22 protein-coding genes and 1 riboswitch are annotated in these 25,662 nt (G+C 74.2%); of the genes, 13 read left to right on the forward strand and 9 right to left on the reverse strand.

Going from position 1 to position 25,662, the window contains the following annotated elements; genetic code table 11:
• Positions 1–41 precede the first annotated feature (41 nt).
• The 4 genes from ACYVM4_RS02715 to ACYVM4_RS02730 are packed head-to-tail and all read left to right on the forward strand — an operon-like array spanning position 42 to position 5,078.
• Positions 42–1,064 carry a polyprenyl synthetase family protein gene (locus ACYVM4_RS02715; RefSeq protein ID WP_368822317.1) on the forward strand — a complete coding sequence of 341 codons (1,023 nt, stop codon included), beginning with the start codon at positions 42–44 and terminating at the stop codon, positions 1,062–1,064.
• A complete protein-coding gene (gene crtI / locus ACYVM4_RS02720) occupies positions 1,061–3,547 on the forward strand; it encodes a phytoene desaturase family protein (RefSeq protein WP_460667574.1) in 2,487 nt (828 codons plus the stop codon). The genes ACYVM4_RS02715 and crtI overlap by 4 nt, the downstream gene beginning before the upstream one ends.
• Positions 3,544–3,900 (forward strand): lycopene cyclase domain-containing protein, encoded by a 357-nt coding sequence (locus tag ACYVM4_RS02725; protein ID WP_368822319.1) that lies wholly within the window; start codon positions 3,544–3,546, stop codon positions 3,898–3,900. Before crtI ends, ACYVM4_RS02725 begins: the two co-directional genes overlap by 4 nt.
• Positions 3,897–5,078 (forward strand): prenyltransferase, encoded by a 1,182-nt coding sequence (locus ACYVM4_RS02730; RefSeq protein ID WP_368822320.1) that lies wholly within the window; start codon positions 3,897–3,899, stop codon positions 5,076–5,078. Before ACYVM4_RS02725 ends, ACYVM4_RS02730 begins: the two co-directional genes overlap by 4 nt.
• Positions 5,079–5,123: 45 nt before the next feature.
• Here the strand turns inward: ACYVM4_RS02730 and ACYVM4_RS02735 are convergent, their stop codons facing one another.
• Complete coding sequence (locus tag ACYVM4_RS02735) at positions 5,124–6,563, reverse strand: phytoene desaturase family protein (protein ID WP_460667575.1); 1,440 nt, start codon at positions 6,561–6,563, stop codon at positions 5,124–5,126.
• On the reverse strand, positions 6,560–7,426 hold the full coding sequence (locus ACYVM4_RS02740; protein ID WP_368822322.1) for a UbiA family prenyltransferase: 867 nt from the start codon (positions 7,424–7,426) through the stop codon (positions 6,560–6,562). Before ACYVM4_RS02740 ends, ACYVM4_RS02735 begins: the two co-directional genes overlap by 4 nt.
• A gap of 160 nt (positions 7,427–7,586) precedes the next feature.
• Between ACYVM4_RS02740 and ACYVM4_RS02745 the strand changes: the two genes are divergently transcribed.
• The 3 genes from ACYVM4_RS02745 (at position 7,587) to ACYVM4_RS02755 (ending at position 10,480) form a co-directional block, all read left to right on the forward strand.
• Positions 7,587–8,780, forward strand: a complete 1,194-nt coding sequence (locus ACYVM4_RS02745; RefSeq protein WP_368822323.1) for a glycosyltransferase — start codon at positions 7,587–7,589, stop codon at positions 8,778–8,780.
• Between the two features lie 196 nt (positions 8,781–8,976).
• Positions 8,977–9,138, forward strand: coding sequence for a hypothetical protein (locus ACYVM4_RS02750; RefSeq protein ID WP_460667576.1), 162 nt, complete (start codon positions 8,977–8,979; stop codon positions 9,136–9,138).
• A gap of 88 nt (positions 9,139–9,226) precedes the next feature.
• Positions 9,227–10,480: an alpha-hydroxy acid oxidase gene (locus tag ACYVM4_RS02755; RefSeq protein WP_460667577.1), complete on the forward strand. Its 1,254-nt coding sequence runs from the start codon at positions 9,227–9,229 to the stop codon at positions 10,478–10,480.
• Positions 10,481–10,636: 156 nt separating this feature from the next.
• Here the strand turns inward: ACYVM4_RS02755 and ACYVM4_RS02760 are convergent, their stop codons facing one another.
• From ACYVM4_RS02760 to ACYVM4_RS02770, 3 genes are read right to left on the reverse strand one after another with little or no spacing between them, the layout of a single operon-like run.
• The gene (locus ACYVM4_RS02760) at positions 10,637–12,169 is read right to left on the reverse strand and encodes a dihydrolipoamide acetyltransferase family protein (RefSeq protein ID WP_460667578.1); all 1,533 of its coding nucleotides are present in this window, start codon (positions 12,167–12,169) and stop codon (positions 10,637–10,639) included.
• A gap of 2 nt (positions 12,170–12,171) precedes the next feature.
• The gene (locus ACYVM4_RS02765) at positions 12,172–13,221 is read right to left on the reverse strand and encodes an alpha-ketoacid dehydrogenase subunit beta (RefSeq protein WP_460667579.1); all 1,050 of its coding nucleotides are present in this window, start codon (positions 13,219–13,221) and stop codon (positions 12,172–12,174) included.
• A complete protein-coding gene (locus tag ACYVM4_RS02770; protein WP_368822329.1) occupies positions 13,218–14,393 on the reverse strand; it encodes a thiamine pyrophosphate-dependent enzyme in 1,176 nt (391 codons plus the stop codon). Before ACYVM4_RS02770 ends, ACYVM4_RS02765 begins: the two co-directional genes overlap by 4 nt.
• A gap of 242 nt (positions 14,394–14,635) precedes the next feature.
• Between ACYVM4_RS02770 and ACYVM4_RS02775 the strand changes: the two genes are divergently transcribed.
• From ACYVM4_RS02775 to ACYVM4_RS02790, 4 genes are all read left to right on the forward strand, one after another.
• Complete coding sequence (locus tag ACYVM4_RS02775; RefSeq protein WP_368822330.1) at positions 14,636–15,088, forward strand: Lrp/AsnC family transcriptional regulator; 453 nt, start codon at positions 14,636–14,638, stop codon at positions 15,086–15,088.
• Positions 15,089–15,198: 110 nt separating this feature from the next.
• Positions 15,199–15,320: riboswitch (SAM riboswitch) on the forward strand.
• 38 nt (positions 15,321–15,358) lie between these two features.
• Positions 15,359–16,687, forward strand: a complete 1,329-nt coding sequence (locus ACYVM4_RS02780; protein ID WP_460667580.1) for an O-acetylhomoserine aminocarboxypropyltransferase/cysteine synthase family protein — start codon at positions 15,359–15,361, stop codon at positions 16,685–16,687.
• Positions 16,688–16,695: 8 nt separating this feature from the next.
• Complete coding sequence (locus tag ACYVM4_RS02785) at positions 16,696–17,889, forward strand: cystathionine gamma-synthase (RefSeq protein WP_460667581.1); 1,194 nt, start codon at positions 16,696–16,698, stop codon at positions 17,887–17,889.
• A 38-nt stretch (positions 17,890–17,927) separates the two neighbouring features.
• The gene (locus tag ACYVM4_RS02790) at positions 17,928–18,821 is read left to right on the forward strand and encodes a sulfurtransferase (RefSeq protein ID WP_460667582.1); all 894 of its coding nucleotides are present in this window, start codon (positions 17,928–17,930) and stop codon (positions 18,819–18,821) included.
• Here the strand turns inward: ACYVM4_RS02790 and ACYVM4_RS02795 are convergent.
• From ACYVM4_RS02795 to ACYVM4_RS02805, 3 genes are all read right to left on the reverse strand, one after another.
• A complete protein-coding gene (locus ACYVM4_RS02795; RefSeq protein WP_460667583.1) occupies positions 18,787–20,349 on the reverse strand; it encodes an SDR family oxidoreductase in 1,563 nt (520 codons plus the stop codon). The genes ACYVM4_RS02790 and ACYVM4_RS02795 overlap by 35 nt on opposite strands.
• A gap of 142 nt (positions 20,350–20,491) precedes the next feature.
• Positions 20,492–21,607, reverse strand: a complete 1,116-nt coding sequence (locus ACYVM4_RS02800; protein WP_460667584.1) for a fatty acid desaturase family protein — start codon at positions 21,605–21,607, stop codon at positions 20,492–20,494.
• A 52-nt stretch (positions 21,608–21,659) separates the two neighbouring features.
• Complete coding sequence (locus ACYVM4_RS02805) at positions 21,660–22,703, reverse strand: ferredoxin reductase (RefSeq protein ID WP_460667585.1); 1,044 nt, start codon at positions 22,701–22,703, stop codon at positions 21,660–21,662.
• Positions 22,704–22,815: 112 nt separating this feature from the next.
• Here ACYVM4_RS02805 and ACYVM4_RS02810 point away from each other — a divergent pair, with 112 nt between their 5' ends.
• The gene (locus ACYVM4_RS02810) at positions 22,816–24,024 is read left to right on the forward strand and encodes a PucR family transcriptional regulator (protein WP_460667586.1); all 1,209 of its coding nucleotides are present in this window, start codon (positions 22,816–22,818) and stop codon (positions 24,022–24,024) included.
• A gap of 31 nt (positions 24,025–24,055) precedes the next feature.
• Here the strand turns inward: ACYVM4_RS02810 and ACYVM4_RS02815 are convergent, their stop codons facing one another.
• A complete protein-coding gene (locus ACYVM4_RS02815; protein ID WP_460667587.1) occupies positions 24,056–24,871 on the reverse strand; it encodes a lysophospholipid acyltransferase family protein in 816 nt (271 codons plus the stop codon).
• 244 nt (positions 24,872–25,115) lie between these two features.
• On the opposite strand from ACYVM4_RS02815, the gene ACYVM4_RS02820 reads away from it, so the two are divergent.
• Entirely contained in the window at positions 25,116–25,514 is a 399-nt protein-coding gene (locus tag ACYVM4_RS02820; RefSeq protein ID WP_368822340.1) for a DUF4870 domain-containing protein, read from the forward strand.
• Positions 25,515–25,662 lie beyond the last annotated feature (148 nt).

The raw sequence follows: 25,662 nt of genomic DNA on the forward strand, positions 1-25,662 counted from the left end.
GGACGCGTACCGGGCACGGTGGGGGGAGAGAGCCTGCCCGGGTGCCCGTCCTGGAGGAGTTCCTCGCCGAGGCCACCGGCCGCGCGGCGGCCGTGGACCCCGGGTTCGCCCGGCTGTGGGGCGAGGTCTCCCGGCTCAGCTCCGGCGGCAAGCAGATCCGCCCGCACCTCGTGCGCCTCGCGGCCGGCGCCTATCCGGCGCCCGAGCCGGAGCCCGTGGTCGAGGCCGTCGGCGCGGCGTTCGAGCTGCTGCACACCGCCCTCATCGTGCACGACGACGTCATCGACCAGGACGACCAGCGCCGGCACCAGCCCACCATCAACGCCGCCGCGGCCTCCCGGGCGTTCGCCTCGGGCTCGGGGCCGGACCAGGCACGCCAGTACGGCGCCAGCGTGGGCGTCATCGCCGGGGACCTCGCCCTCGCCGGCGCGTACCGGCTCGTGGCCCGCTCCGGGCTCTCGCCCGAGCGGCTGCCCCGGCTCCTCGACCTGCTCGACGCCGCCCTGTTCTCCTCGGCCGCGGGCGAGCTGCTCGACGTGGACCACACGCTGCCCGGGGCCCGTCCCGGCCGCGAGCAGATCCTCGCGGCCACGTGCCTGAAGACCGCGGTCTACTCCTTCGAGACCCCGCTGCAGGCCGGCGGGGTGCTCGGCGGGGCCCCCGACGGGGACGTGGAGGTGCTCGGGCGCCTGGGCCGGACCGTGGGCACCGCCTACCAGCTCGTGGACGACCTGCTCGGCGTCTTCGGGGACCCGGAGGCCACGGGCAAGTCCGCGGTCAGCGACCTGCGGGAGGGCAAGCGGACCATGCTCGTCGCCGCCGCGCAGCGCACGCCCGCCGGGGAGGAGCTCGACGCGATCCTGGGCCGCCACGAGATCAGCAGCGAGCAGGCCCTGCGGGCCCGCGACCTGCTCGAGCAGTGCGGGGCGCGGCAGGAGGTCGAGGACATGGTCGCCGAGTGCGCGGACGAGGCCCGGGCCCTGCTCGACGCCGCGGGGCTGCCCGCGTCCCTCGAGCGGGACCTGCGCCGCATCGTGGCCGGGGCCACGGAGCGCGTCCGGTGAGCGCCGCCCAGCACACCGGGTCACCGGCCGAGGCCGCCGCCCGGTACGACGACACCGCCCGGCAGGCCGCCGCGACCGTCATCCGCCGCTACTCCACGTCCTTCGGCCTCGCCTGCCGGCTGCTGGGCCCGGAGATCCGCCCGCACGTCTACGCCGTCTACGCCCTCGTGCGGATCGCCGACGAGATCGTCGACGGCGCCAGCGCCGGCGCGGGGGTCCCGCCCCGGGGGTCGAGGGAGCTGCTCGACGGCCTCGAGGACGAGACGTACGGGGCGATCGAGCGCGGCTTCAGCAGCAACCTCGTGGTGCACGCCTTCGCCCGCACGGCCCGCCACGCGGGGATCGGCCCCGACCTCTTGCGCCCGTTCTTCGCGTCGATGCGCGCCGACCTCAGCGAGGACCGGCACAGCGCCGACTCCCTCGACGAGTACGTGTACGGCTCGGCCGAGGTCGTGGGGCTGATGTGCCTCCAGGTCTTCCTGGCCGGCCGTCCCGTGCCCGAGCAGCGCCGGGCGCAGCTCGTGGCGGGGGCCCGGCGGCTGGGCGCGGCGTTCCAGAAGGTCAACTTCCTGCGCGACCTGGCCGAGGACTACGGGGAGCTCGGCCGCGTGTACTTCCCCGGCGTGGAGCCCGGGGAGTTCTCCGAGACCGAGAAGAACCGCCTCCTCGACGACATCGACGCCGACCTCGCGGCCGCCCGCGCGGTGATCGGGGACCTCCCCGGGTCCTCCCGCGCCGCCGTCCTCGCCGCCCACGACCTGTTCCGGGAGCTGTCCGTGCGGATCCGCGCCACCCCTGCCCGGGAGCTGCTGAGCTCCCGCATCCGCGTGCCGAACCCCCGCAAGGCCGGGCTCGCCGCGGCCGCCGTGGTCAAGGCGCGCACCCGCCGCCGCCCCACCGGGCCCCGCGGGCGGCACGCCGTGGTGGTGGGGGCCGGGATCGCCGGGCTCGCCGCCGCGGGCCTGCTCGCGAAGGACGGCTGGGAGGTGACCGTCCTGGAGCGCGGCACGACGACGGGCGGGCGCGCCGGGCGGCTCGAGCGGGACGGCTTCCGCTTCGACACCGGGCCCTCCTGGTACCTCATGCCCGAGGTCTTCGACCACTTCTTCCGGCTCATGGGCTCCAGCGCCGCCGAGGAGCTCGAGCTGCTCCGCCTGGACCCCGCGTACCGGGTCTGGGGCGAGCGCTACGAGGAGCCGATCGACATCCGCTCGGACCTCGAGGACACCGTGGCGCTGTTCGAGTCGGTGGAGCCCGGTGCGGGCGCACGGATCCGTGCGTACCTGGCCTCGGCGAAGCGGACCTACGAGCTCGCCGTCGACCACTTCCTCTACACCTCCTACGCCTCGTTCACCCCGCTGCTCACCCGCCCGGTCGTGCGGGGCCTGCCGGAGCTCGCCCGCCACCTCACCGGCTCCCTGCACGACTTCGCCGCCGGCACCGTGCGGGACACACGGCTGCGGCAGGTGCTCGGCTACCCGGCCGTCTTCCTGGCCAGCGCGCCCCGGATGACGCCGTCGCTGTACCACCTCATGAGCCACATGGACCTCACGGACTCCGTCCAGTACCCGCAGGGCGGGTTCCGCCGGGTCGTCGAGGCCGTCGAGCGGCTCGCCCTCGCCCACGGGGCACGGATCCGGACGGGGGCGGACGTGCTGCGGATCAGCACCTCCCCGGCCGCCGACGGCCCGGTCCGGGCCACCGGCGTCGTGTGGCGGGACGCGGACGGGGTGGAGCACCAGCTCGCGGCGGACGTCGTCGTCTCGGCCGCGGACCTGCACCACACCGAGACCGCGCTGCTCCCGCGCGAGCTGCAGAGCTACCCGCAGCGGTACTGGGACAAGCGCCAGACCGGCCCCGGCGCGGTGCTCGTGATGCTCGGGGTGCGCGGGGAGCTGCCCGAGCTGCCGCACCACAGCCTGTTCTTCAGCGAGGACTGGGACACGAACTTCCGGGCGATCTTCGAGGTGCCCACGAGCGTCCCGGACCCCGCGTCCGTCTACGTCTGCAAGCCCTCGGCGACCGACCCGGACGTGGCCCCGGAGGGGCACGAGAACCTCTTCGTGCTGATCCCGGTCCCCGCCGACCCCGCGCTGGGCGCGGGCGGCCCGGACGGCACCGGCTCCCCGCGGGTCGAGGCCGTCGCGGACCAGGTGATCGACCAGGTCGCGGCGTGGGCCGGCGTGCCCGACCTGCGGGAGCGCATCGTGGTGCGCCACACCGTGGGCCCGGAGGACTTCCGGCGGGACTTCAACTCCTGGCGCGGCAACGTGCTGGGACCCGCTCACGTGCTCAAGCAGTCCGCGTTCTTCCGGGGCGCCAACCGCAGCCGGAAGGTCGCGGGCCTGCACTACTGCGGGGCCTCGACCATCCCCGGCATCGGCCTGCCGATGTGCCTGATCAGCGCGGAGATCCTGCTCAAGGACCTGCGCGGGGACACCTCCACCGGACCGCTGGCAGAACCCCTGGTGCCGCGCGGATGAGCTTCGTGTACCTCGGCTTCCTGCTGTTCAGCCTGGCCGGGATGGTGCTCCTCGACGTGCGCGAGAGACTGTTCTTCGCCCACGACGCCCGCCGGGCGGCCCTCGTGCTGCTCACGGGCCTGGTGTTCTTCCTCGCCTGGGACGTCGCCGGGATCAGCCTCGGGATCTTCGTGCACAGCCAGAGCGCCTGGGCGACCGGCTGGATGGTCGCCCCGCAGATCCCCGTCGAGGAGGTCGTGTTCCTCGTGTTCCTCTGCTACCTGACCATGAACCTGGTCCGGCTCACGGAGCAGGTGCTGGCGCGCCGCTCCGCCGCGGCCGCTCCGGCCCCGGGGGATGCGGACGCGCCGTGACCTACGCCCTCGTCATCCCCGTCTTCCTCGCGCTCGCCCTGACCCCGGCCACCCTGCTGGTCCGCAGGCCCTCCCCGGCTCCGCCGCGGCGCCGGGCCCTGGCCGTGCTCGGGATCTCCTTCGCGGTGCTCGCGGTGCTGACGGCCGTGTTCGACAACCTCATGATCGCCGCCGGGTTCTTCGACTACGGGGCCGGGCACATCACGGAGCTGCGGATCGGCCTCGTGCCCGTCGAGGACTTCGCGTACCCGCTCGCCGCGCTGCTGCTGCTGCCCTCGCTGTGGTGGGGGCTGGCCGAGCGCGGCCGGCTCACCGCCACCGTGCGCACCCTCGTGGCCACCTCCCGGCCGGTCTCCTGGGTCAACACCGCCTACCCCTTCGCGGCGGCCGTCGTCCTGACGACCGGCCGGGTGGACCTGCCGCTCGTGGTGGGGACGCTGTTCTTCCTCTTCCCGTACAACCTCCTGATGTACGGCATCAACGACGTCTTCGACTACGAGTCCGACCTCCGCAACCCCCGCAAGGGCGGTGTCGAGGGCGCGCTCGTGGACCGGTCCGAGCACCGCACGATCCTCGTGGGCTCGGTGCTGACGGCCCTGCCCTTCCTGGCGTACCTGTTCCTGGCCGGCCGGGCCGCCGCGGCGGGGGTGCTCGTGCTCAGCCTGTTCGCGGTGGCGGCCTACAGTCTCAAGGGGCTGCGCTTCAAGGAGGTCCCGTTCCTGGACTCGGCGACCTCCGCCACGCACTTCGTGTCCCCGGCCGTCTACGGCCTGGTGCTCGCCGGAGCGGACTGGTCGCCGGGACTCGTGGCCCTGTGCGCCGGGTTCTTCCTGTGGTCGATGGCCTCGCAGGCGTTCGGAGCCGTGCAGGACGTCCAGGCGGACCGGGAGGGCGGGCTGTGCTCGATCGCGACGGTCCTGGGCGCCCGCCCCACGGTGTGGGCCGCCGCGGCGCTCTACCTCGCCGCCGGGGTGCTCCTGCTGCTCACGGCCTGGCCCGGACCGGTGGCGTCCCTCCTGGTGCTGCCCTACCTCGCCAACCTCGTGCCGTTCCTGACCATCACGGACGCCGGCTGCGAGCGCGCCAACCGGGGCTGGCGGCGGTTCCTGTGGCTGAACTACCTCACCGGGTTCCTCGTGACGCTGCTGCTGATCTGGGCGTGGGAGCTCGCCCGCTGACCGTCCGCCCGGACCGTGGCCGCAGGCCTGCCGGGGGCTCCCGCCCTACCCGAGGCGCTTCAGCAGCTTGTCGGTCGAGATCATGGCGCCCCCCAGCACTGCGGGCAGTCCGCCGCCCGGGTGCACGGAGGCACCCACCCGCCACAGCCACGGCCGCAGCGGGGTGCTGTGGGCGGGGGCGTGGAACGGGCCGCTGCGCCACGCAGGACGCACCGCGCCGTACAGCGCCCCGCCCTCCGAGCCGTGCGCGGCGAAGTACGCGGGGTCCAGGATCTCCGTGCTCCGGAAACGGTCCGTGATCGGCCCGGGCAGCCCGAGCACCCGTCCCGTGCGCTCGAGCTCGCGCGCGACGAAGGGGTCCTCGAGGGTGTAGGACCTCCCGTTGGCCGGCGCGGTCAGCAGCAGGGCGAGCGTGGCCGCGCTGTGGGGATCGCCCGCGCGCGCCGGGTAGTGGTTCGCGAAGGCCATGGTCTGCTCGGGATCGGACCCGGCCTCCAGATCGGCGTAGAGGTCGGCGGGACGGTCGGGCAGCACGACGCCGTGCCGGGGCGTCCCCTCGGGCAGCTCGGAGTCGAGCACGGCGTAGACCGCGATCGCCGAGCAGCTGAGCCGGCGCGGGGCCCGGGGGGCGCGCCCCGCCAGCAGCCCGTCCAGCCGGTGCGCGTCGACCCCGCTCACCACGGCGTCGGCCGGATACGCGCCCCGGGCGGTCAGGACGCGCCGGCGGGCGACGGAGGTCACCGGTTCCCCGGTGCGGAGCTCCACCCCGGCGTCCACGGCGAGGCGCCGGAGTGCCTCGACGAGCTCGTAGACACCGCCCCGGGGGATCCAGACGCCGTCGCGCGCCATGACCGCGGGCATGCTCGCGTACAGGGCGGGGGTCCGTGCCGGGCCGACACCGGCGTTGAGGGTGTGGATGGCGATGACCTCGCGCAGGCCCTCCGGCATCCAGGTGAGGCTGTCCAGGTAGGCGCGGGTCGTGAGCCGGCGCCCGTACAGCTTCCCGAGCCGGCCGAGCGCGGGATGGGCCGCCCGGTCCAGCACGTCGGTGGTCAGCAGCCGCGTGATGTCCGGGCCGAGCACCCCGTGCTCGGCCTCGAAGCGGGCCCAGGCCTCGTGCCACGGGTGCCCGGGCGGGACGGGCAGCGCGCACCGGGCGCCGCGGTAGTAGTAGGTGCCGACCTCGGGCAGGCGCTCCAGCACGAGCCCGGCCGTCTCCTCCGCCCTCGGCGCCCGGACCCCCGTCCGCGCGGTCCCGGCGTCCCGCAGGCGGTCCAGGCGGCGGAGGAGCTCCTCCCACACGCCCGGGAAGGTGAAGAGGGACGGCCCGGTGTCCAGGCGCTGCCCCCCGGTCTCGAGGCGGCGGCTCTTGCCGCCCAGGTGGTCGGCGGCCTCGAGCAGGGTGACGCGGTGACCGGCGTGGCCGAGCAGGACGGCCGAGGTCAGCCCGCCGATGCCACCGCCGACGACGACGACGCGGCTCACGGGTACAGCCCGAAGTACAGTGCCACCGTCAGCTGCACACCGGCCACGGCGCCGGCGACGTACGGGAAGGCGATGGAGTGCCGGTACAGCCGGTGCCCGGTCTCGGGCCGCGGGTCCCGCAGGAGGGAGGCCACGAGCCACCCGGCGATGAGGGCGTTGACCGCGGCCACCGGAAGGCTGACCAGCGCGAAGCCCAGCGTGGACGCGGCCCACCAGCCACCGCTCCACAGGGCCGTCCCGCGCGGTCCCAGCCGGACCGCCGTCGTGGTGATGCCCACCGCGCGGTCCTCCTCGATGTCCTGGACGGCGTCGAACGCGTGCTTGGCGACGCTCCAGGCCATCAGGCCGAGCGCCGCGGGCCACACGGGAGCCGCCCCGAGCGCGGAGGGGACGAAGACCAGCGGCAGCGCGTAGGCGGCGTTGCTCAGCGAGTCGAGGTACGCCCGGGCCTTGAAGCGCAGGGGAGGGGCCGAGTAGAACACGAAGACCAGGACGTACAGCGCGATCCAGCCCAGCGCGGCCGGGGGCAGGGCGACGGCGAACCAGACGACGAACGGCACGTTGGTGACGAGCACCGCGGTCAGGATCGTGCGCACCTCGGAGGAGTCGATGAGGGCTCCCTCGAGCGAGCCCTTGCGCGGGTTGAGGGCGTCGGTGTCCTGGTCGAAGACGTCGTTGACGCCGTAGATCAGCAGGTTGAAGGGGAGGGTGAGCCACAGCAGGAGCGGCAGCGCCTCCCACCGCCAGAGCGAGCCCGCCAGCCACATGCCCACCACACCGGTGCCCAGGGCGTTGATCCAGAGCACCGGCCGCGAGATGTGGACGATCCGCTGGAGCGCGGGGGCGGATCCGGCCTGGGGCACGGCGGCGGACCTCCTCGGACGTCGGGCGACCCGGGGGTCCGGGTGCACCCCACATTACGTCGGATCCGGGACCGGCGCGGCGGCGGGCGCAGGGGCCACCTGGACCAACGCCGGTCCGGTCGTGCTCCGTCCCACCGCGGGGCAGACTGTGGGGGTGCGCATGATGCTGCTGACCTCCGGAACCCGCGGCGACGTGGAGCCGTTCGCGGCCCTGGCCCGGTACGCCACCGCGCAGGGCCACCGGGTCCGGCTCGGGGTGCCGGAGAACTCCGGGGTCGACCTCTCCGGGCTCGACACCGTGAGCCTGGACGTGGACTTCCACCGGCTGATGGACGCCCCCGGGGCCTCGCCGCGGGCGGCGGTGCACCACGTCCGCGCGGAGGTCCGCCCCGGGATGCGGAGGATGTTCTCCGCGGCGGTGCGGGAGACCCTGGAATTCGGCCCGGACCTGGTCCTGCACCACCCGCTGATCCTCACCGCACCGGCCGTGGCGGACGCCCTCGGCGTCCCCCGCGCGCTCGCCGAGTTCGTGCCGGTGGCGACGCCCACGCAGGAGTTCTCCGCGCCGGGCGGGCCCACGGTCTCGAAGGACCTCGGGCGGTTCAACCGGGCGACCTACGCGGTCCCCCGCAGCGGCGCCCGGCTGTTCCGGCGGGACGTCGAGCGCGCGTGCCGGCAGCTGCCGGGCGGCCGGGCGGCGTCGACCCCCGCGGCGTCCCGGGCCACGCTGATGGGGATCAGCCCGCAGCTGCTGCCCCGGCCCGCCGACTGGCCGGCCCGGGTGCACCTGACCGGTTCCTGGCACCCCGGAACGCGCCTCCCCGCCCCGGACCCGGCGGTGGCCGGGTTCGTCCGGGACGGGCCGTGCCTGGTGGCGACCTTCGGCTCCATGGCGGCCGGAGACCCGTCGGCGCGGGGGAGGACGGTCGTGGACAGCGCGCGCGCCCACGGGCTGCGGACCCTCCTGGTCACGGGCTGGGGCGGGCTGGCCCTGCCGGAGGACCGCCGCGGCGAGGACGTGCTCGTCGTGCCGGCCGCGCCGCTGGACGCCCTGCTCCCGGACGCAGCCCTCGCGGTCCACCACGGCGGGGCGGGAACGGCGCACACGGTGGCCCGCGCGGGCATCCCGTCCGTGGTGGTGCCCTTCCTCGTCGACCAGCCCTTCTGGGGCCGGCAGCTGCACCGGCTCGGCATCGCCGCGGCCCCGATCCCGCACCGGAGGCTGACGCCGGAGACACTGGTTCCCGCGGTGGGCGACGCCCTCGCCCGCCGGGAGCAGGCCCAGCGCGTGGGGCGCGCGGTCCGGCAGGAGCGGGGCCTGCGGGCCGCCCTCGACGTCCTCACCGGGCTCTGAGTCCGGGCGGCGGGCACAGCGCCCCGGGGCAGGCATCCAGGGCCTCGTGACCGGCCGGGCGACCACAGCCGGACCCATCAGACGGACTGACGGGTCAACCTCGGAATCCGTCGCTGTTCCTCACGGGTGGTGCCCTCGATACTGGAAGGACCGGGCGACGCCCCGCCCGCCACCACCCCTCCCGGAGGACAGCACCATGACCGTCGACCTGCTCCCGTCCCGCTCCCCCCAGGCCTCCGCGCGCCCGGACGAGGTCTCCGACTGCGGGTCTGCGGCGCGGATCCTCCGGGGCGGCCGGCGCAGCTGGTCCGACGTCGAGCAGTACTGCCCGTACTGCGCGGGTCCCGAGACCGACTGAACGGCGCACCGTCCGGGGCACGGGCCCCGGCGGTAGGGATCCCCGTCGTAGTGTGGTCGGGAGCACCCCGACCGTCAGGAGGTCCGCCATGGAACGGCGAATGCCCCAGTGGTCCGAGCTGCGCCCGCTCCTGCAGTTCGAGACCCCCGTTCTGGACCGCCGCGCGGCCCGTCTGGCCAGGGCCGCGGACCTCTGGGACCTGCGCCGGATCGCCCGACGCCGCACCCCGCGCCCCGCGTTCGACTACGCGGACGGCGCCGCCCAGCGCGAACTGACCCGCCGGCGCTCGCGGGAGGCGTTCGACGCGGTCGAGCTGCTGCCCCGGATCCTGCACGGCATCGCCGCCCCTGACCTGTCCACGCCCATCGCCGGATCCCGGTCCGCGCTGCCGTTCGGCATCGCCCCGACCGGCTTCACCCGTTTCATGCACGCGGAGGGCGAGATCGGGGGAGTCCGGGCGGCGGAGAAGGCCGGCATCCCCTTCACGCTGTCCACCATGGGCACCCGCTCGCTGGAGGAGGTCGCCGCGGCCGGCCCGGACGCCACCCGCTGGTTCCAGCTCTACCTGTGGAAGGACCGCGCCCGGTCCCTGGACCTGCTGGAGCGCGCCGCGGCCGAGGGCTACGGCGCCCTGCTCGTCACCGTGGACACCCCGGTGGCGGGCCAGCGGCTGCGGGACGTGCGCAACGGCATGGTCATCCCGCCGAGGCTCACGCTGCGGACGGTGGCCGACGCCTCCTACCGGCCCGAGTGGTGGTTCAACTTCCTGACCACGGACTCCCTGAAGTTCGCGTCCCTCTCCAGCACGAGCGCCGACCTGCCCACCATCACGAACTCGATGTTCGACCCGACCCTGTCCTACGAGGACCTCGAGTGGATCCGCTCCGTGTGGCCGGGGAAGCTGTTCGTGAAGGGTGTGCTGACCCGGGACGACGCCCGGCAGTCCCTGGCCGCCGGGGCCGACGGGCTGGTGGTCTCCAACCACGGCGGCCGCCAGCTGGACCGGGCCCCCGCCTCGCTGCACGCGCTGCCCGAGGTGCGGGAAGAGGTGGGCGAGGACGTCGAGCTGATCCTGGACTCCGGGGTCATGAGCGGCGCCGACGTCATCACCGCCCTGTGCGCCGGAGCGGACTTCGTGCTGATCGGCCGGGCCTATCTCTACGGGCTGATGGCCGGCGGGCAGCAGGGCGTGGAGCGGGCGATCGAGCTGCTGGCCGAGGAGGTCCGGATCAGCATGCAGCTGATGGGCGCCGAGACGGTCGCCGACCTGGGCCCGCACCTGCTCGGCACCCGCCGCCACCCCGACCTCTCCCGCAGGGACGCGCCGGCCGACCGGCGCTGAGCCGCCGGCCCCGGCGCCGAGGGCTCGCGTTCCGCTGCGGCTCCCTGCCGAGCGGTCGCGTTCCGCCGGCCTGCGGCAGACACACCGGCGGAACGCGACTCCTCGCCGCGGGGAGAGCACGGAACGCGACCCCTCGCGGGCGGGGCTGCGGGGCGGCTACAGGTCCGCGAGCACCGACACCGGGTTCTCCACGGCGTCGGCCACCATGCGCAGGAAGCCGCCGGCGGCCCCGCCGTCGCACACGCGGTGGTCGAACGCGAGGGAGAGCTGGGTGACCTTGCGGACGGCCAGCTGCCCGTCGACCACCCACGGGCGGTCGATGATCCGGCCGATCCCGAGGATCGCGACCTCCGGGTGGTTGATGATCGCCGCGGCCCCGTCCGTGCCGAACACCCCGTAGTTGTTGAGGGTGAACGTGGAGCCGGACAGCTCGGCGGGGCCGGCCCTGCCGGCGCGCGCGAGCTCGGTGAGCCGCCGGAGCTCGGCGTCGAGCCCGCGGGCGCTGAGGGTGTGCGCGTTGCGGATGTTCGGCACCACGAGCCCGCGGTCGGTCTGCGCCGCGAAGCCCAGGTTCACGCCGTCGAAGCGCACGATCTCCTGGCTGCCGTCCTCGAGGGTCTCGATCCGGGTGGCCAGCTCGGGGTGGCGGGCCAGGCCGGCGAGCACGAACCGCGCGATGAGGGCCATGAGCCCCGGCGCGGTCGCGGGGTCCTGCGCCTTGAGCTCGGCGCGCAGCTCCACCAGCTTCGTGGCGTCCACGTCCACCCAGACGGTCGCCTCGGGGATCTCGGCGCGGGAGCGGGTCATGGCCTGCCCGATGACCTTGCGGATCCCGGAGACCGGGAGCCGCTCGGCCACCCCGAGCCCCGTGCGGGCGTCCACGGCGGACGGTGCCGCGCCGGACGGTTCCGGGGCCAGGGACGACGACGGCGCGGCGCTCTCCCGCGGGGCCGGCGCCGCCGGGGCGTCCGCCGCGGCCACGACGTCGCGGCGCAGGATGAGCCCGCCGGGGCCCGAGCCGCGCACGGTGGAGATGTCGACGCCGCGGTCCTTGGCGAGCTTGCGCACGATCGGCGAGACGACCGTGGGCGCCAGGCGCGGGGCCGAGGCCATCGCGTCGTGGGCGGCACCCGCGGCCTGCGCCGCCTGGGCCGCCGTCTGCTCCGCCGCCTGCGCGGCGGCAGGCCCGAGGACGGAAGCGGCGGGGGCACCGGCGGCGGAGCCGGCCCGCTTCGGCCGGCGCCGGCGCCCGGCCGTGCCGCCGGCGGGCGTGCCGTAGCCGATGAGCACGCTGCCCGATCCGGCGTCGTCGTCGGAGGCCCCGGAACCCCCTGAGGCCACGGAGGCCTCGGCGGCCGCCGCGGGGTCCGCCCCGGCGCGCTCCTCCTCCCGGTAGGACTGCCCGCCCTTGGGCCCGCCGCCCTGGGGGGCGGGGGTGCCGGCCCGGTCCCCGGTGTCGACGGAGATCAGCGGCGCGCCCACGTCGAGGGTCTGCCCCGAGGCGCCGTGGAGCTGGTGCACGGTCCCGGCGAACGGGCAGGGCACCTCCACGGCGGACTTGGCGGTCTCCACCTCGGCGATCGGCTGGTCCACGGCGACGGTGTCGCCCACCTGCACGAGCCAGCTCACGAGCTCGGCCTCGGTCAGTCCCTCGCCGAGATCCGGCAGGGTGAACGTCTTCACGGTCATGGTCAGTCCTCCCACTGCAGGTCGTCCACGGCGTCGAGGATGCGGTCGACGCTGGGCAGGTGGTGCTCCTCGAGCTTGGGCGCCGGGTACGGGATGTCGAACCCGGTCACGCGGCGCACGGGCGCGGCCAGGGAGTGGAAGCAGCGCTCCTGGACGCGGGCCACGATCTCGGCCGCCACGGACGCGAAGCCCGGGGCCTCGGCCACGACCACCACGCGCCCGGTCCTCCGCACCGACGCGCCGACCGTCTCGTCGTCGAACGGGACGATGCTGCGCAGGTCCACGACCTCGAGCGAGCAGCCCTCGCCGGCGGCGGCCGCGGCGGCGGCCAGAGCGGTCGGCACGGACGGCCCGTAGGCCAGGATCGTGGCGTCCTCACCGGCGCGGGCGACGACGGCGCGGCCCTCCCGGCGCTCGGGCGACCGGTTCTCGTAGCGGTCCTTGAGCTGGGCCAGGTCCACAGGGGCCTTGGACCAGTAGAGCTTCTTGGGCTCGAAGAACACGACGGGGTCGTCGGAGTCGATCGCCTCGCGCAGCATGAGGTAGGCGTCCTCGACCGTGGCGGGGGTGAAGACCTTCAGGCCAGGGGTGTGGGCGTAGTAGGCCTCGGAGGAGTCGCAGTGGTGCTCCACACCGCCGATGCCGCCGGCGTACGGGATCCGGATGACGATCGGCAGGCGCACGGCGCCGCGGGTGCGGTTGTGCATCTTCGCGATGTGCGAGGCGACCTGCTCGAAGGCCGGATAGGCGAAGGCGTCGAACTGCATCTCGATCACGGGGCGCATCCGGTTCATCGCCATGCCCACGGCCATGCCGGCGATCCCGGACTCGGCCAGCGGGGTGTCGAAGCACCGGGTGCGGCCGAAGCGCTTCGTCAGCCCGTCGGTGATGCGGAAGACGCCGCCGAGGGTGCCGACGTCCTCGCCGAAGACGACGACGGCGTCGTCGGCGGCCAGCGCGTCGGCCAGAGCGGTGTTGAGCGCCTGGGCGAAGGTGGCGGGCGCGACCGCCGGGGCCTCGCCGGCCGGGGCGGGGGCGTGCAGGGTGCTCACTGTCCGGTCTCCTCTCGGGCGAGCTCGGCGGCCAGGAATCGCTCCTGCTCGGCGAGCTGCGGGGTCTGCTCGGTGAAGACGTGGCGGAACAGCTCGAGCGGGTCGATCTCCACGTCGGCGTTCATGCCGTCGCGCAGCACCGTGGCGACGTCCTCCGCGGCGGCGGCGATGCGCTGCTCCACGGCGTCGTCGAGCACGCCCTCGGCGCCCAGGTAGGCGCGCATCCGCGTCACCGGGTCCTTGGCGATCCACTCCTGCACCTCGGCGTCGTCCCGGTAGCGGGTGGCGTCGTCGGCGTTGGTGTGCGCCTGCATGCGGTAGGTGTGCGCCTCGACGAGAAGGGGCTCGGACTCGGAGCGCGCCAGGTCCACGGCGCGGCGCAGGGTGGCGAGCAGCGCCACGAGGTCGTTGCCGTCCACGCGCTCGCCCGCCATGCCGTAGCCGACCGCCTTGTGGGCGAGGCTCGGCGCCGCGGACTGCTGGGACAGGGGCACGGAGATCGCGTAGCCGTTGTTCTGCACGAAGAACACGACCGGCAGCTTGAACACGGCCGCGAAGTTCAGGGCCTCGTGGAAGTCGCCCTCGCTGGTGGCGCCGTCGCCGCACATCGCCAGGACCACGGTGTCCTCGCCGCGCAGCTTGGCGGCGTGGGCCACGCCCACCGCGTGCAGCAGCTGGGTGGTGAGCGGGGTGGACTGGATGCCCACGCAGTGCTCGTACGGGTCGTAGCCGCTGTGCCACTCGCCGCGGAAGATCGCCATGACCTGCATCGGGTCCACGCCCTTGGTCATCACCGCCACGGTGTCCCGGTAGGTGGGGAACAGCCAGTCGCCCTCCTCGAGGCACAGGGCGGCCGCCACCTGGCAGGCCTCCTGGCCGTGGCTGGACGGGTAGACGGCCATCCGGCCCTGGCGGACCAGAGCGGAGTTCTGATCGTTGACCCGCCGTCCGACCACCAGCTTCTCGTAGGCGTCCAGCAGGACGTCCCGGGCGGGCAGCGGGTACTCGTGGCCGGGGCCGGTGCCCTGCTCCTCGGGGGCGAGCAGCCTCCCGCTCGGGTCGACCATGCGGATCTCGCCGCGGGCCGGGAGCATGTACTGCTCCGGCGTGATGCCGAAGGTCTGGGAGGCCCGGAGGATGGGGTCCCCGGGGGTCTCGACGGTCTGGCTCATGGTGTCCCCTCGGTCGGTCCCCGGTCCGCTCGCGGGCCCGGGGAGGCAGGAAGGCTGGTGCAGCTCTGTCTCCCCAGTATGGGAACCGGACATGGTTCGTATCCACAGAGCCGGGAAAATGCAGAAGACTGAGACAGACAGTGCACTACGCGTGGACGAAATGTTCTAGTGTGGCGTGGAGCACACGCATTCGTCCGGCACGTTCCGGACGCTGCGACCGACCCGCCCCGAAGGAGCCCGCCGTGCCCTCGACCCCCGTGCCGCTGGACGAGACCGACCGGAAGATCCTCGCGGAGCTGTCCCGGGACGCGCGGCAGTCGGTGACCTCGATCGCCGCGGCCGTGCACGTCTCCCGGGCCCACGCCTACGCCCGGATCAACCGGCTCCGGGACGAGGGGGTGATCCTGCGCTTCAGCACCGTGATCGACCCGGTGCGGGCGGGCCTGCAGGCCTCCGCCTACGTGACGCTCAAGCTCCAGCAGAACACCTGGCGGGAGCTGTGCGCCCAGCTCCGGGCGATCCCGGCCGTGCACCACATCGCCCTGGTGGGCGGGAACTTCGACGTCATGCTCCTCGTGCGGGCCGTGGACACCGTGCACCTGCGGCAGGTCATCTTCGAGCACGTCCAGCAGCTGCCCGGCGTGGTGGACACCCAGACGTTCCTGATCTTCGAGGACATCGACACGCGGGCCTGACGCCCGGGCCCGGCACGTCCGCCGCGCACGGCCGGCGTCATGAACCGTCACGGTCGTCATCTTCCGTCGCGGAGGGACAGCCACTACCTCTGCGCATAGTGTTGTTCCAGCTTCACGAGACGTGACCGCCAAGCTCCGACTTGGTCACGCACCAACCCCATGCTCATTGGGTGGTTCGGATGAGGAAGCGGCCTGCATCTTCCGCGGCGTGCCCACCGGGCCCGAGCGGATGACCGGTGCGGGTAAGAGCAAGCGCACAGGAGCAGCGCCATGTCCACCCCCGTGACCGATCACGACCTCGCGACCCGGCAGATCCACGCCGGCACCCACGACCAGGTCACCCAGCGCACCCTGACGGTGCCGATCTACCAGACCGCGGCGTTCGAGTTCCCGGACTACGAGGCGGCCCGGCAGATGTTCGCCCAGACCCGGGCGGGCTTCACCTACACCCGCACCGGCAACCCCACGGTGGCCGTGCTCGAGCAGCGGATCAGCGACCTCGAGGGCGGCGCGGGCGCCGTGGCGACCGGCTCCGGGCAGTCGGCCGTGGCCGTCGCGCTGCTGGCCCTGCTCGGCCAGGGCACCGGCAAGCACCTCGTGGCCTCCGAGAAGCTCTACGGCGGGACGGTGGACCTCCTCACCGACTCCTTCGCGGACTACGGCATCGAGGTCTCCTTCGTGGACCCCACCGCCCCGGGGGCGTGGGCCGCGGCCGTGCGCCCCGACACCCGCGCGTTCCTGCTCGAGTCCATCGGCAACCCCCTGGCCACCCTCCCGGACCTGCCCGGGATCGCCGACGTCGCCCGGGCCGCCGGGGTGCCCGTCGTCGTCGACAACACCCTCGCGTCCCCGGCCCTGTACCGGCCGCTGGAGAAGGGGGCCGACATCGTGGTGCACTCGGCCACCAAGTTCCTGGGCGGGCACGGCAACGCGCTCGCCGGGGCGGTCGTGGACGGCGGGACCTTCGACTGGTCCGCGCGACCCGACAAGTGGCCGCAGTTCACCCGGGCCCGCGCCCGCTGGGGAGGGCTGAGCCTGGTCGACAAGTGCGCCGGGGCCAGCCCCTACCTGCACCTCGTCCGCGCCAAGTACGTGCACGACCTCGGGACCACGCTGTCCCCGTTCAACGCCAGCCAGATCCTGCAGGGCACCGAGACCCTGGACCTGCGCGTGGCCCGCCACACGGCCTCCGCGCTGGCGGTGGCCGAGTTCCTGGCGGAGCACCCCGCCGTCGCCCGCGTCCACCACCCCGGCGTGCCCGGGGACCCCGGCGCCGGGATCGCGGCCCGCGACTTCCCGCGCGGGACCGGCTCCGTGTTCTCCTTCGACCTCGCCGCCCCGGACGACGCCGTGGGACCGTTCATCGACGCGCTCCGGCTGTTCAAGCTGGTCGCCAACATCGGCGACACCCGCAGCCTCGTGGCCCACCCGGCGGCGATGACGCACTGCCGCCTGACCCCCGAGCAGCGCCGGGCCGGCGGGATCGCCGAGACCACGATCCGGCTGTCGATCGGCCTCGAGTCCCCCCAGGACCTCGTGGCCGACCTCGGCCAGGCCCTCGACACCGTCGTCGACACCGTCCAGACCTCCCGGAAGTGAGCACCGCCATGACATCCTCCACCGAGACCCGCACCCGCCACCGGGGCTTCACGACCACCGCCGTCCACGCCGGCCAGGAGCCCGACCCGCTGACCGGGGCGGTCATCCCGCCGATCTACCAGACCTCCACGTTCGCCCAGGACGGGATCAACGTGCTCCGCGCAGGGCACGAGTACAGCCGCGGCTCCAACCCCACCCGCAGCGGCTTCGAGGAGCAGCTCGCGGCCCTGGAGCGCGGCGAGCGCGGGTTCGCGTTCGCCTCGGGGATCGCCGCCGAGGACGCCCTGCTGCGCGCGGTGCTGCGCCCGGGCGACCACATCGTACTCGGCGCCGACGGCTACGGCGGCACCAACCGGCTGATCACCACGGTCCTCGCCCCGTGGGAGATCGCGCACACGCCCGTGGAGATCACGGACCTCGACGCGGTCCGCGCGGCCGTGCGGCCCGGCGCCACGAAGGTGCTGTGGCTCGAGACGCCGTCCAACCCGCTGCTCGGCATCGCCGACGTCGCGGCCTGGGCGCAGCTGGCCCGGGACGCCGGGGCGCTGCTCGTCGTCGACAACACCTTCGCGTCCCCGTACCTGCAGAACCCCCTCGAGCTGGGCGCGCACGCCGTGGTGCACTCCACCACCAAGTACATCGGCGGGCACTCCGACGTGCTCGGCGGCGCCGTGGTCGTCGGGACGGCCGAGTGGCGGGGCGCCCCGCTCACGGAGGCGGTCGGCTTCCAGCAGTTCGCCGCTGGCGCCGTGGCGGGCCCCCAGGACAGCTACCTGGCCGCCCGCGGGCTCAAGACCCTGAGCCTGCGGATGGAGCGCCACCAGGACAGCGCGCAGCGGATCGCCGAGTGGCTCCTCGAGCGCCCGGAGGTCTCGCGGGTGCTCTACCCGGGGCTGCCCGAGCACCCCGGCCACGCGCTCGCCGCCGCGCAGATGCGCGGATTCGGCGGCATGGTCTCCTTCCGGCTCGCCGGCGGGGAGGCCGCCGCCCGCGCGGTGGCGGAGGGCACCCGGCTGTACTCGCTGTCGGTGAGCCTGGGCGGGGTGGAGTCCCTGATCTGCTACCCCTCGGAGATGACGCACGCCTCCGTCCGGGGCACCGCGCTGGCCGTGCCCGTGGACCTGGTGCGGCTCTCGGTGGGCATCGAGGACGTCGAGGACCAGCTGGAGGACCTCGAGCGCGCGCTCGCGGGCGTCTCCTGACCCGGCGGCCCGCCGCGGACGGCGCTAGCCTGGGGCGCATGAGCACCGGCACCCCGCAGGACGGCACCCCGCTCGAGCCCCCCGGGCCCGTGGTGAGCACCCACTGGCTCGCCGAGCACCTCCACGACCCCCGGCTCGTGCTCGTGGACGCGAGCTCCACGCTGAACCGGGCCCAGGAGGCCCTTCCCGGGGCCGTGCTCCTGGACCTGGACGGGGCCTTCTCGGACCCGTCCTCGGAGCTGCCGCACACGGCGCCCCCGGCCGAGCAGCTGACCGCGGCGGCCCGTGCGCTCGGCATCTCGCGCACGAGCACGGTCGTGGCCTACGACGCCAAGGGGATCTTCGCGTCCGCCCGGGTCTGGTGGATGCTGCGGACCGCGGGCTTCGACCGGGTCGCCGTCCTCGACGGCGGCCTCCCGGCGTGGCTCGCCGAGGGGCGGCCCACCGGGGCGCACGCCGCGCCGCCCGCCGAGCCCGGGGACGTGGTGCTCGTGCCCCGCGCGGGCAGCTTCGTCGGGGCGGAGGACGTCGCCCGCGCGCTGGGCGACCCGGGCGCCACCGTCCTGGACGCCCGCTCCGCCGGCCGGTTCGCGGGCACCGAGCCCGAGCCGCGGCCGGGTCTGCGCCCCGGGCACATGCCGGAGGCCGTCAACCTGCCGTACACCGACCTGCAGGACGCGCACGGGCGGTTGCTGCCGCTGCCGCAGCTGCGGGAGCGGATCGCGGCGGCCGCGCCCGAGGGCCGGCGGATCGTCACCAGCTGCGGGTCGGGCCTCACGGCGTGCGTCCTGGCGCTCGGCGCCCACCTGGCCGGCCGCGAGGACGTCGCGGTCTACGACGGCTCCTGGAGCGAGTGGGGCCGTCCCGGCCCCCGGCCCGTGGCGGGCCCGGAAGGGGTCAGTCCCGGGCCGGGGTCTCCGCGGCAGGAGTGATCCGCGCGGCCGCCTGGTCCGCCGGAGTCGACTGCTCCGGGGCGCCGGGCCCGGGCTCGTCCAGCGCGGCGGCGGTGGCGAGGATGTTGCGGGCCATCGACGGGAAGATGAACCCGTGGAAGGGCCACACACCCCACCAGTAGAGCCGGCCCGGCAGGCCCCGGGGGAAGAAGATGGCCCGCTGCGTGTACCGGCTGCCGTCGTCCGCGGGCTCCACGGACAGCTCGAGCCACGCCCGGCCGGGGGCGCGCATCTCGGCGTGCAGGAGCAGCTTGTGCCCCTCCTCCATGGCCTCGACGCGCCACCAGTCCACGTACTCGCCCACCTGCAGGTCCGTGGCGTCGCGGCGGCCGCGGTTCAGGCCGGCCCCGCCCACGAGCTTGTCCATGACCCCGCGGACCTGCCAGGCCAGGGGCAGCGAGTACCAGCCGTTGCGCCCGCCGATGGACTCGATGACCCGCCACACCTGCTCGGGCCGCGCCGGGCCCGTGCGGCTGCGCTCGTCCACGAACACCGTGCGCCCCGCCCAGTCCGGGTCCGAGGGCAGCGGGTCGGCGGCGGCCTCGGAGGAGCTGTAGTGGACGTCCCACGTGGTCTCCACGGAGTTGTCCTCGATCTTCTTCAGCGCGAGCGCCACCGCACGGCGGTAGCCGGCCAGTCCCTCGGGGGGCGGCGGGATGTGGTCGTCGATGTCGTGCTCGCCCGCCACGGCGTCGTGCTGCAGCGACTGCACGAGCGGCACGGCCAGGCCCAGGGGGATCGGGGTGACCATGCCCACCCAGAACCCGGACAGCCGGGGCGCGGGGAGGGGGAGGTGGAAGACCACCCGCCGGCGCAGCCCGGCGACCCGGGCGTAGCGGCGCATGGCGTCCGCGTAGGTCATGACGTCGCGGGAGCCGATGTCGAAGGTGCGGTTGAGGTCCTCCGGCAGGTCCATCGCATGGATCAGGTAGTACAGCACGTCGCGGACGGCGATGGGCTCGATGCTGTTCGTCACCCAGGACGGCGCCGGCATGACCGGCAGGGTGTCGCCGAGGTGGCGGATCATCTCGAAGGACGCCGAGCCGGAGCCGATGACCACACCGGCCTGGAAGACGACCGCCGGGACGGGACTCTCGAGCAGGATCTCGCCCACCCGGACCCGGGAGCGCATGTGCTGGGACAGCTCCACGCCCTGGGGGTGCAGGCCCGAGAGGTAGACGATGCGCCGCACCCCGGCCCGCTCCGCGGCCCGGGCGACGGTCCGGGCCATCTCGGCCTCCTCCTCCTCGAACTGCTGGGAAGCGCCCATGGAGTGCACCAGGTAGTACAGGGTGTGCACGTCCTGGCACGCGGCGGTCATCCCGTCGAGGTCGTTGAGGTCCGTCTCTGCGACCTCCACCCGGTCCCGCCACGGCACGGCGTGCAGCTTGCCGGGGGACCGGACGGCGACGCGCACGGTGTGCCCGGCCTCCAGCATCCTGGGCGCCAGGCGCCCTCCGATGTAACCGGTGGCACCGGTGATGAGGACGCGCTGGGGAGAGCTCATGGCCTGCCTTTCGTGCGGGTCCCGCGAGCCTACCAACGCCGCCCGACAGGCACCCGGCCGGGCCCCGCCTGGGCTCCGGCATGCGGAACGGCCGCGTGCCGGAGCATCGCGGCCGTTCCGCCGGTCGTCGTGCGGGGACGGATCAGGGCAGGGCCAGGCGGAACACCTTCGCCCACGCCGAGGCGACCTGCTTCGGCAGCGGCCCGGTGGTGTAGGGCAGCTCGTAGCGCTCGCAGATCTCGCGCACCTTGACGGCGACCTCGGCGTAGCGGTTCGAGGGCAGGTCCGGGAACAGGTGGTGCTCGATCTGGAAGGACAGGTTGCCGGTCATGAGGTGCATCAGCTTCGACCCGGAGATGTTGGCCGAGCCGATCATCTGCCGCACGTACCAGTCGCCGCGGGTCTCGCCCTCGATCTGCGCCTCGGTGAACGTGTCCGCGCCGGCGGGGAAGTGGCCGCAGAAGATCACGGCGTGCGCCCAGATGTTCCGGGCGGCGTTGGCGGTGAGGGTCGCGGCCAGGGCCTGCTTCCCGGAGCCGGTCAGCGTCGCGGCGACGGGGGTGGCCACGTAGTCCTTGGCGGCCTGCTTCAGGAACTTGGCGCCCAGGGCCTTCACCCCGCGCATGAGCTCCGCCTTCGGCTTGCGGCCCTCGCGGTACTCGTCGAGCTCGAGGTCGTAGATCGCGATCCCCCACTCGAAGACCGGGGCCAGCAGCGCGTTGTAGATCGGGTTGCCGAGGTTCCGGGGCGTCCACTCCTGGTCCTCGTCCATGCGCAGGATCGTGTACCCGACGTCCCGGTCCTTGCCGACCACGTTGGTCCAGGTGTGGTGCAGGTCGTTGTGGGTGTGCTGCCAGGCCTTGGACGGGGTCACGAAGTCCCACTCCCAGGTGGTGGAGTGGATGTCGGGGTCGCGCATCCAGTCCCACTGCCCGTGCAGCACGTTGTGGCCGATCTCCATGTTCTCCAGGATCTTGGCGACGGTCAGCATGCCGGTGCCGGCGAACCAGGCGGGCTTGTGCTTGGCGAGCAGCAGCGTGGCGCGCCCGGCCAGCTCGAGGGAGCGCTGCGTGGCGATGACGCGGCGGATGTAGGCCGCGTCCTTGGCCCCGCGGGTGGCGATCACGGACTCGCGGAGCGCGTCGAGCTCGCGGCCCAGCTCCTCGACCTGCTCGTCGGAGAGGTGGGCGGCGGCGGAGGGCTTGGTCGACTCGGCGGGTCGGCCGGAGTCGAGCAGGAACGGGGTGACGATCGTCATGGTGTCTGTCCTTCGGGAACGGGGTCGGGGGACAAGTGCTGGGGGTCTCGGGTCAGGCGTCGAGGCTGACGGGACCGGCGGCCGTGGACACGCAGGTCTGGACGAGGTGGCCGGGCTCGCCGTGGACCTCGCCGGTGCGGGTGTCCCGGACCTGCCCGGAGAGCAGCGGGGTCACGCACGCGTGGCAGATGCCCATGCGGCAGCCGCTGCGCATCATCAGGCCGGCCTCCTCCCCGGCGGCGAGGAGTGTGGTGCCGCTGTCGGCCTCGACCTCCGTGTCGGACTTCTCGAACGTCACGCGCCCGCCCTCCCCGCCGGAGCCGGGGGCGACCACGGCGGCGAAGCGCTCGACCCGCAGCTCGCCCTCCTCCTGCTGCCAGAGGGCTTCGGCGGCGTCGAGGAAGTCGGCGGGGCCGCACGCGTAGGCGGCGCGGTCGCGCCAGTCGGGGCACGCGGCGTCGAGGTCGGCGGTGGCCGTGAGGTCGAGACGGCAGCCGCGCTCGCCGGTGAACCACTGGACGAGGCGGAAGCCGGGGAACTGGTCGGTGAGCTCCAGCAGCTCCTCCCGGAACAGGGACTCCTCCGGGGAGCGCGAGGAGTGCACGAGCACCAGATCGGCGTCCGCGCGGCGGGGGACGAGGGTGCGGATCATGGACATGACCGGCGTCAGGCCGCTGCCGGCGGTGAGCATCAGCAGCGGGCGCGGGCTCTCGGGGAGGACGAAGTCGCCCTCGGGCGGGGCGAGGAACAGGACGTCGCCGGGCCGGGTGCCCCGGACGAGGGCGGTGGAGACCTTGCCCATCGCCGTCACCGTGATGGCCGGGTCCTGGCCGGCACCCGTGCTGAGGGAGTAGGAGCGCCAGTGCCGCACGCCGTCGATCTCCACGCCGATGCGGGCCCACTGGCCGGCCTCGTGCGCGTTCCAGCCGCGGCCGGGACGGAAGCGGATCGTCACCGAGTCCGCGGTCTCGGGCACCACGGAGGTCACCAGGCCGCGCAGCTGGCGGGCGCTGGCCAGGGGGTCGATGAGCCGCAGGAAGTCCTCGGGGGAGCGGGGTGTGGTGAAGGCCGAAGCCAGGCAGGTGAACAGTCGCATTTGGGGCACCTAATAACTGTGCCCCAAATCGGGCCGTGGTTCTCGTCCCGTCGCGTACTCTTTCAGCAGAGAAATTGTGGTGTCGGAATGAAAGCGGGGGATCGTGGAGCGCGTGGACCACACGACGGAGCACGCGCGGACGGCGGGGCGGGCGGACCGGGAGCTGCCGTGGACGTCGTTGCCGCCGGCGCTCACCCCCCTCCTCGTCCCGCACCTGCCCGCGGTGACCGAGGAGCTGCTGGACGCCGTGCGGCTCGACGTCCCGGTCTACGCCCGGCCGCTGGAGGGCCTGTTCGGCGACAGCATCCGGCGCGGGGTCGAGGTGGCCCTGAACCGGTTCCTGCAGCTGCCCGGCACCCAGCAGCCGGCGCTGATGGGCGACGACCGGCGGGTCTACGAGGGGCTCGGCCGCGGCGAGGTGCGGGAGGGGCGTCCGATGGACGCCCTCTTCGCGGCCTACCGCTCCGGGGCGCGCACCACGCTGCGCTCGCTCTCCCGCGTGGCCATGGACGCGGGGTTCGAGGCGTCCGTGCTCATCGGCCTCGCGGAGTCCGTGTTCGCCTACATCGAGGAGCTCTCCGCGGCCAGCGCCGAGGGCTATGCCATGGAGCAGTCCGAGCGCGCGGGGGAGCAGGACCGTCTGCTGGACGTGCTCGCGGACATGCTCGTCCGCGGCCACGTGGCGGAGGACGCGGTGCGCACCGCCGCCGCCGCCGCGGGGTGGCCGGTGCCCGACCGGGTGGTCGTGGTGACGCTGGCCGCCGACCGGCGGGTGGGCCTGCGCTCGCGCCTCGGGGAGCGGGCGCTGCTCACCTCCCGCCCGGGCGACGTCGTGGCGGTGGTCCCCGAGCCCTCCTCGCCGACCGGCCGCCGGGAACTGGAGCGCGCGCTCACCGGGCGGGGCGCCGTGATCGGCCCGGGCCGGCCCTGGTACGCGGCCCCCGACTCCCTGCGCCTGGCCGTGCTGACCCGGGACCTGCTGCAGAGGGAGGAACCGGCCGACCCCGGTCCGCTGTGGGTCTCGGAGCACCTCATGGAGCTCGTCCTGCACAGCGAGCGCAGCGTGGTCGAGGACCTCGCCGCGCAGTGCCTCGCCCCGCTGGAGGACCTGAAGGCCGGTCAGCGGGAGCGGCTGGCCGCGACCCTGCTGTGCTGGCTCGAGCACCACGGGCAGCGCGCCGCGATGGCCGCGGAGCTGAACATCCACGAGCAGACGGTGGGCTACCGGGTGAACCAGCTCCGGGAGGTCTTCGGGGACCGGCTCAACGACCCCAAGAGCCGGTTCGAGCTCGAGCTGGTGCTGCGCGCCGGATTCCGGTGAGTCGGTGGGCGGCCCTGCGCACCCGCCGGGCTCAGCCGGTCCGCTTGTAGGCCTCCCGCTCCCGGGCGTCGGAGTCGATCTGCTCCTGGACCGTGATCGCGCTGCCGCCCAGGTGCGCCGGCATCCACCACGCGCCGGGCTCCGGGGTGACGGGGTAGCTCTCGATGCACCGGTCGATCCCGTCCTGCAGGGCCGCGCGCAGCCGGGCGCTCGCGGCGCGGACGTCCTCGTCGGGCTCCACCTGCAGCACCGGGCCGACGTGGACGCGCACCGGCGTGCGCCACGCGTCGCGCAGCCGGATCCCGCCGCGCCCCCGGGTGAGCATCCGGTGGCCGCCCCACACGGAGACCGGGATGACGGGGGCGCCGGTCTCGGCGGCCATCCGCACGGCGCCGGTGCGCAGCGGGCGCACGGTCCAGCTGCGGCTGACCCCGCCCTCCGGGAACACCGCGAGGAACTCGCCGCGGGCCAGCTTCGCCACGGCCTCGGCGTAGGCGGGGGCGCCGTCGGCGCGGTCGACGACGACGTGGTCGCACAGCCGGCACACCGCCGTGACGAGGGCGCTGCCGGTGTGCTTGCGGGTGATGAGGAAGCGGGAGTGGGCCCGCAGCCGGCACCAGACCACCAGCTGCGCGAAGACGAAGTCGAGGTAGCCGAAGTGGGTCACCGCCACGACGGCGCCCTTGCCCGGGCGGATCTCCCGGTGCAGACCGTGCACCACCTGGTCGGTGGGCAGGTGCTCCTCGCCCGTGGCCAGCAGGGGCACGCGGAAGAGCTTCACCGCGGCGAGACCGGCGAGCACGATGGCCCGGTAGGCGTACCTGTTGGGGCGCAGCTGCGGGGCCACGGGCCTCCCTCGGGAAGAGGCCCGTCAGGAGGCGGGCCGGGAACGGTCTGCAGAGAATCGTAGACCAGGGTGCGGGGCGGCGCCCCCGCAGGGCGTGACGGCGGGGAACCGCCGCCGTGGAGTGCGGTCATCCCCCATACCGGGCGCGGGCCCGGTCCCGATACGCTGGCAGCACCGCGCCGGTCCGGCGTCCGCGGCACCGGGTGCCGCGACCGGTTCCGTCTCTGCCCACCAGGAGAACCCGATGTCCTACCTTCCACCGTCAGCACCCCGTCCGCAGTACCGGGCGCAGGGGGACGACCGCACCATCGCGGTCCTCACCCACCTGTCCGGCCTGATCGGCGCGCTGGTCTCCGTCGGGTGGCTCGGCTTCGTGGGTCCCCTCGTCGTGTGGCTCGTGTACAAGGACCGGAACCCCTTCCTGCGGGCCACCTCCGCCGGGTCGTTCAACTTCAACCTGTCCATGTGGCTGCTCAACGTGGCGGCGTGGGTGTGCCTGTTCACCGTGATCCTGATCCCCGTGGCGGTCGTGCTGTGGATCCTCGCCGCGGTGCTGCTCGTGGTCTGCCACGTCCTGGCCGTGCTCAAGGCCAACAAGGGCGAGGTGTACCGCTACCCGCTCCAGCTGCCGGTGCTGCAGTGACCTCCTTCCGGACCGGCCGGCGGCGTCCTTCGGCCGGTCCGGAACCATTCCTTCGGCCGATGGCCGCGGCCTCCCGGCTCTCGTAGATTCTGAGCCATCACCCGGGGAACCCACCGGATGATGCACCCCCCACAGAAACCTCGGGAAC

Source organism: Kocuria himachalensis (assembly GCF_054784195.1).

Bases quoted from the DNA above. Each gene is read 5' to 3' on its own strand.
- ACYVM4_RS02725 (WP_368822319.1), top strand. From the start codon at position 3,544: ATGAGCTTCGTGTACCTCGGCTTCCTGCTGTTCAGCCTGGCCGGGATG.
- ACYVM4_RS02745 (WP_368822323.1), top strand. From the start codon at position 7,587: ATGATGCTGCTGACCTCCGGAACCCGCGGCGACGTGGAGCCGTTCGCG.
- ACYVM4_RS02750 (WP_460667576.1), top strand. From the start codon at position 8,977: ATGACCGTCGACCTGCTCCCGTCCCGCTCCCCCCAGGCCTCCGCGCGC.
- ACYVM4_RS02755 (WP_460667577.1), top strand. From the start codon at position 9,227: ATGGAACGGCGAATGCCCCAGTGGTCCGAGCTGCGCCCGCTCCTGCAG.
- ACYVM4_RS02760 (WP_460667578.1), bottom strand. From the start codon at position 12,169: ATGACCGTGAAGACGTTCACCCTGCCGGATCTCGGCGAGGGACTGACC.
- ACYVM4_RS02770 (WP_368822329.1), bottom strand. From the start codon at position 14,393: ATGAGCCAGACCGTCGAGACCCCCGGGGACCCCATCCTCCGGGCCTCC.
- ACYVM4_RS02780 (WP_460667580.1), top strand. From the start codon at position 15,359: ATGTCCACCCCCGTGACCGATCACGACCTCGCGACCCGGCAGATCCAC.
- ACYVM4_RS02785 (WP_460667581.1), top strand. From the start codon at position 16,696: ATGACATCCTCCACCGAGACCCGCACCCGCCACCGGGGCTTCACGACC.
- ACYVM4_RS02790 (WP_460667582.1), top strand. From the start codon at position 17,928: ATGAGCACCGGCACCCCGCAGGACGGCACCCCGCTCGAGCCCCCCGGG.
- ACYVM4_RS02795 (WP_460667583.1), bottom strand. From the start codon at position 20,349: ATGAGCTCTCCCCAGCGCGTCCTCATCACCGGTGCCACCGGTTACATC.
- ACYVM4_RS02800 (WP_460667584.1), bottom strand. From the start codon at position 21,607: ATGACGATCGTCACCCCGTTCCTGCTCGACTCCGGCCGACCCGCCGAG.
- ACYVM4_RS02805 (WP_460667585.1), bottom strand. From the start codon at position 22,703: ATGCGACTGTTCACCTGCCTGGCTTCGGCCTTCACCACACCCCGCTCC.
- ACYVM4_RS02820 (WP_368822340.1), top strand. From the start codon at position 25,116: ATGTCCTACCTTCCACCGTCAGCACCCCGTCCGCAGTACCGGGCGCAG.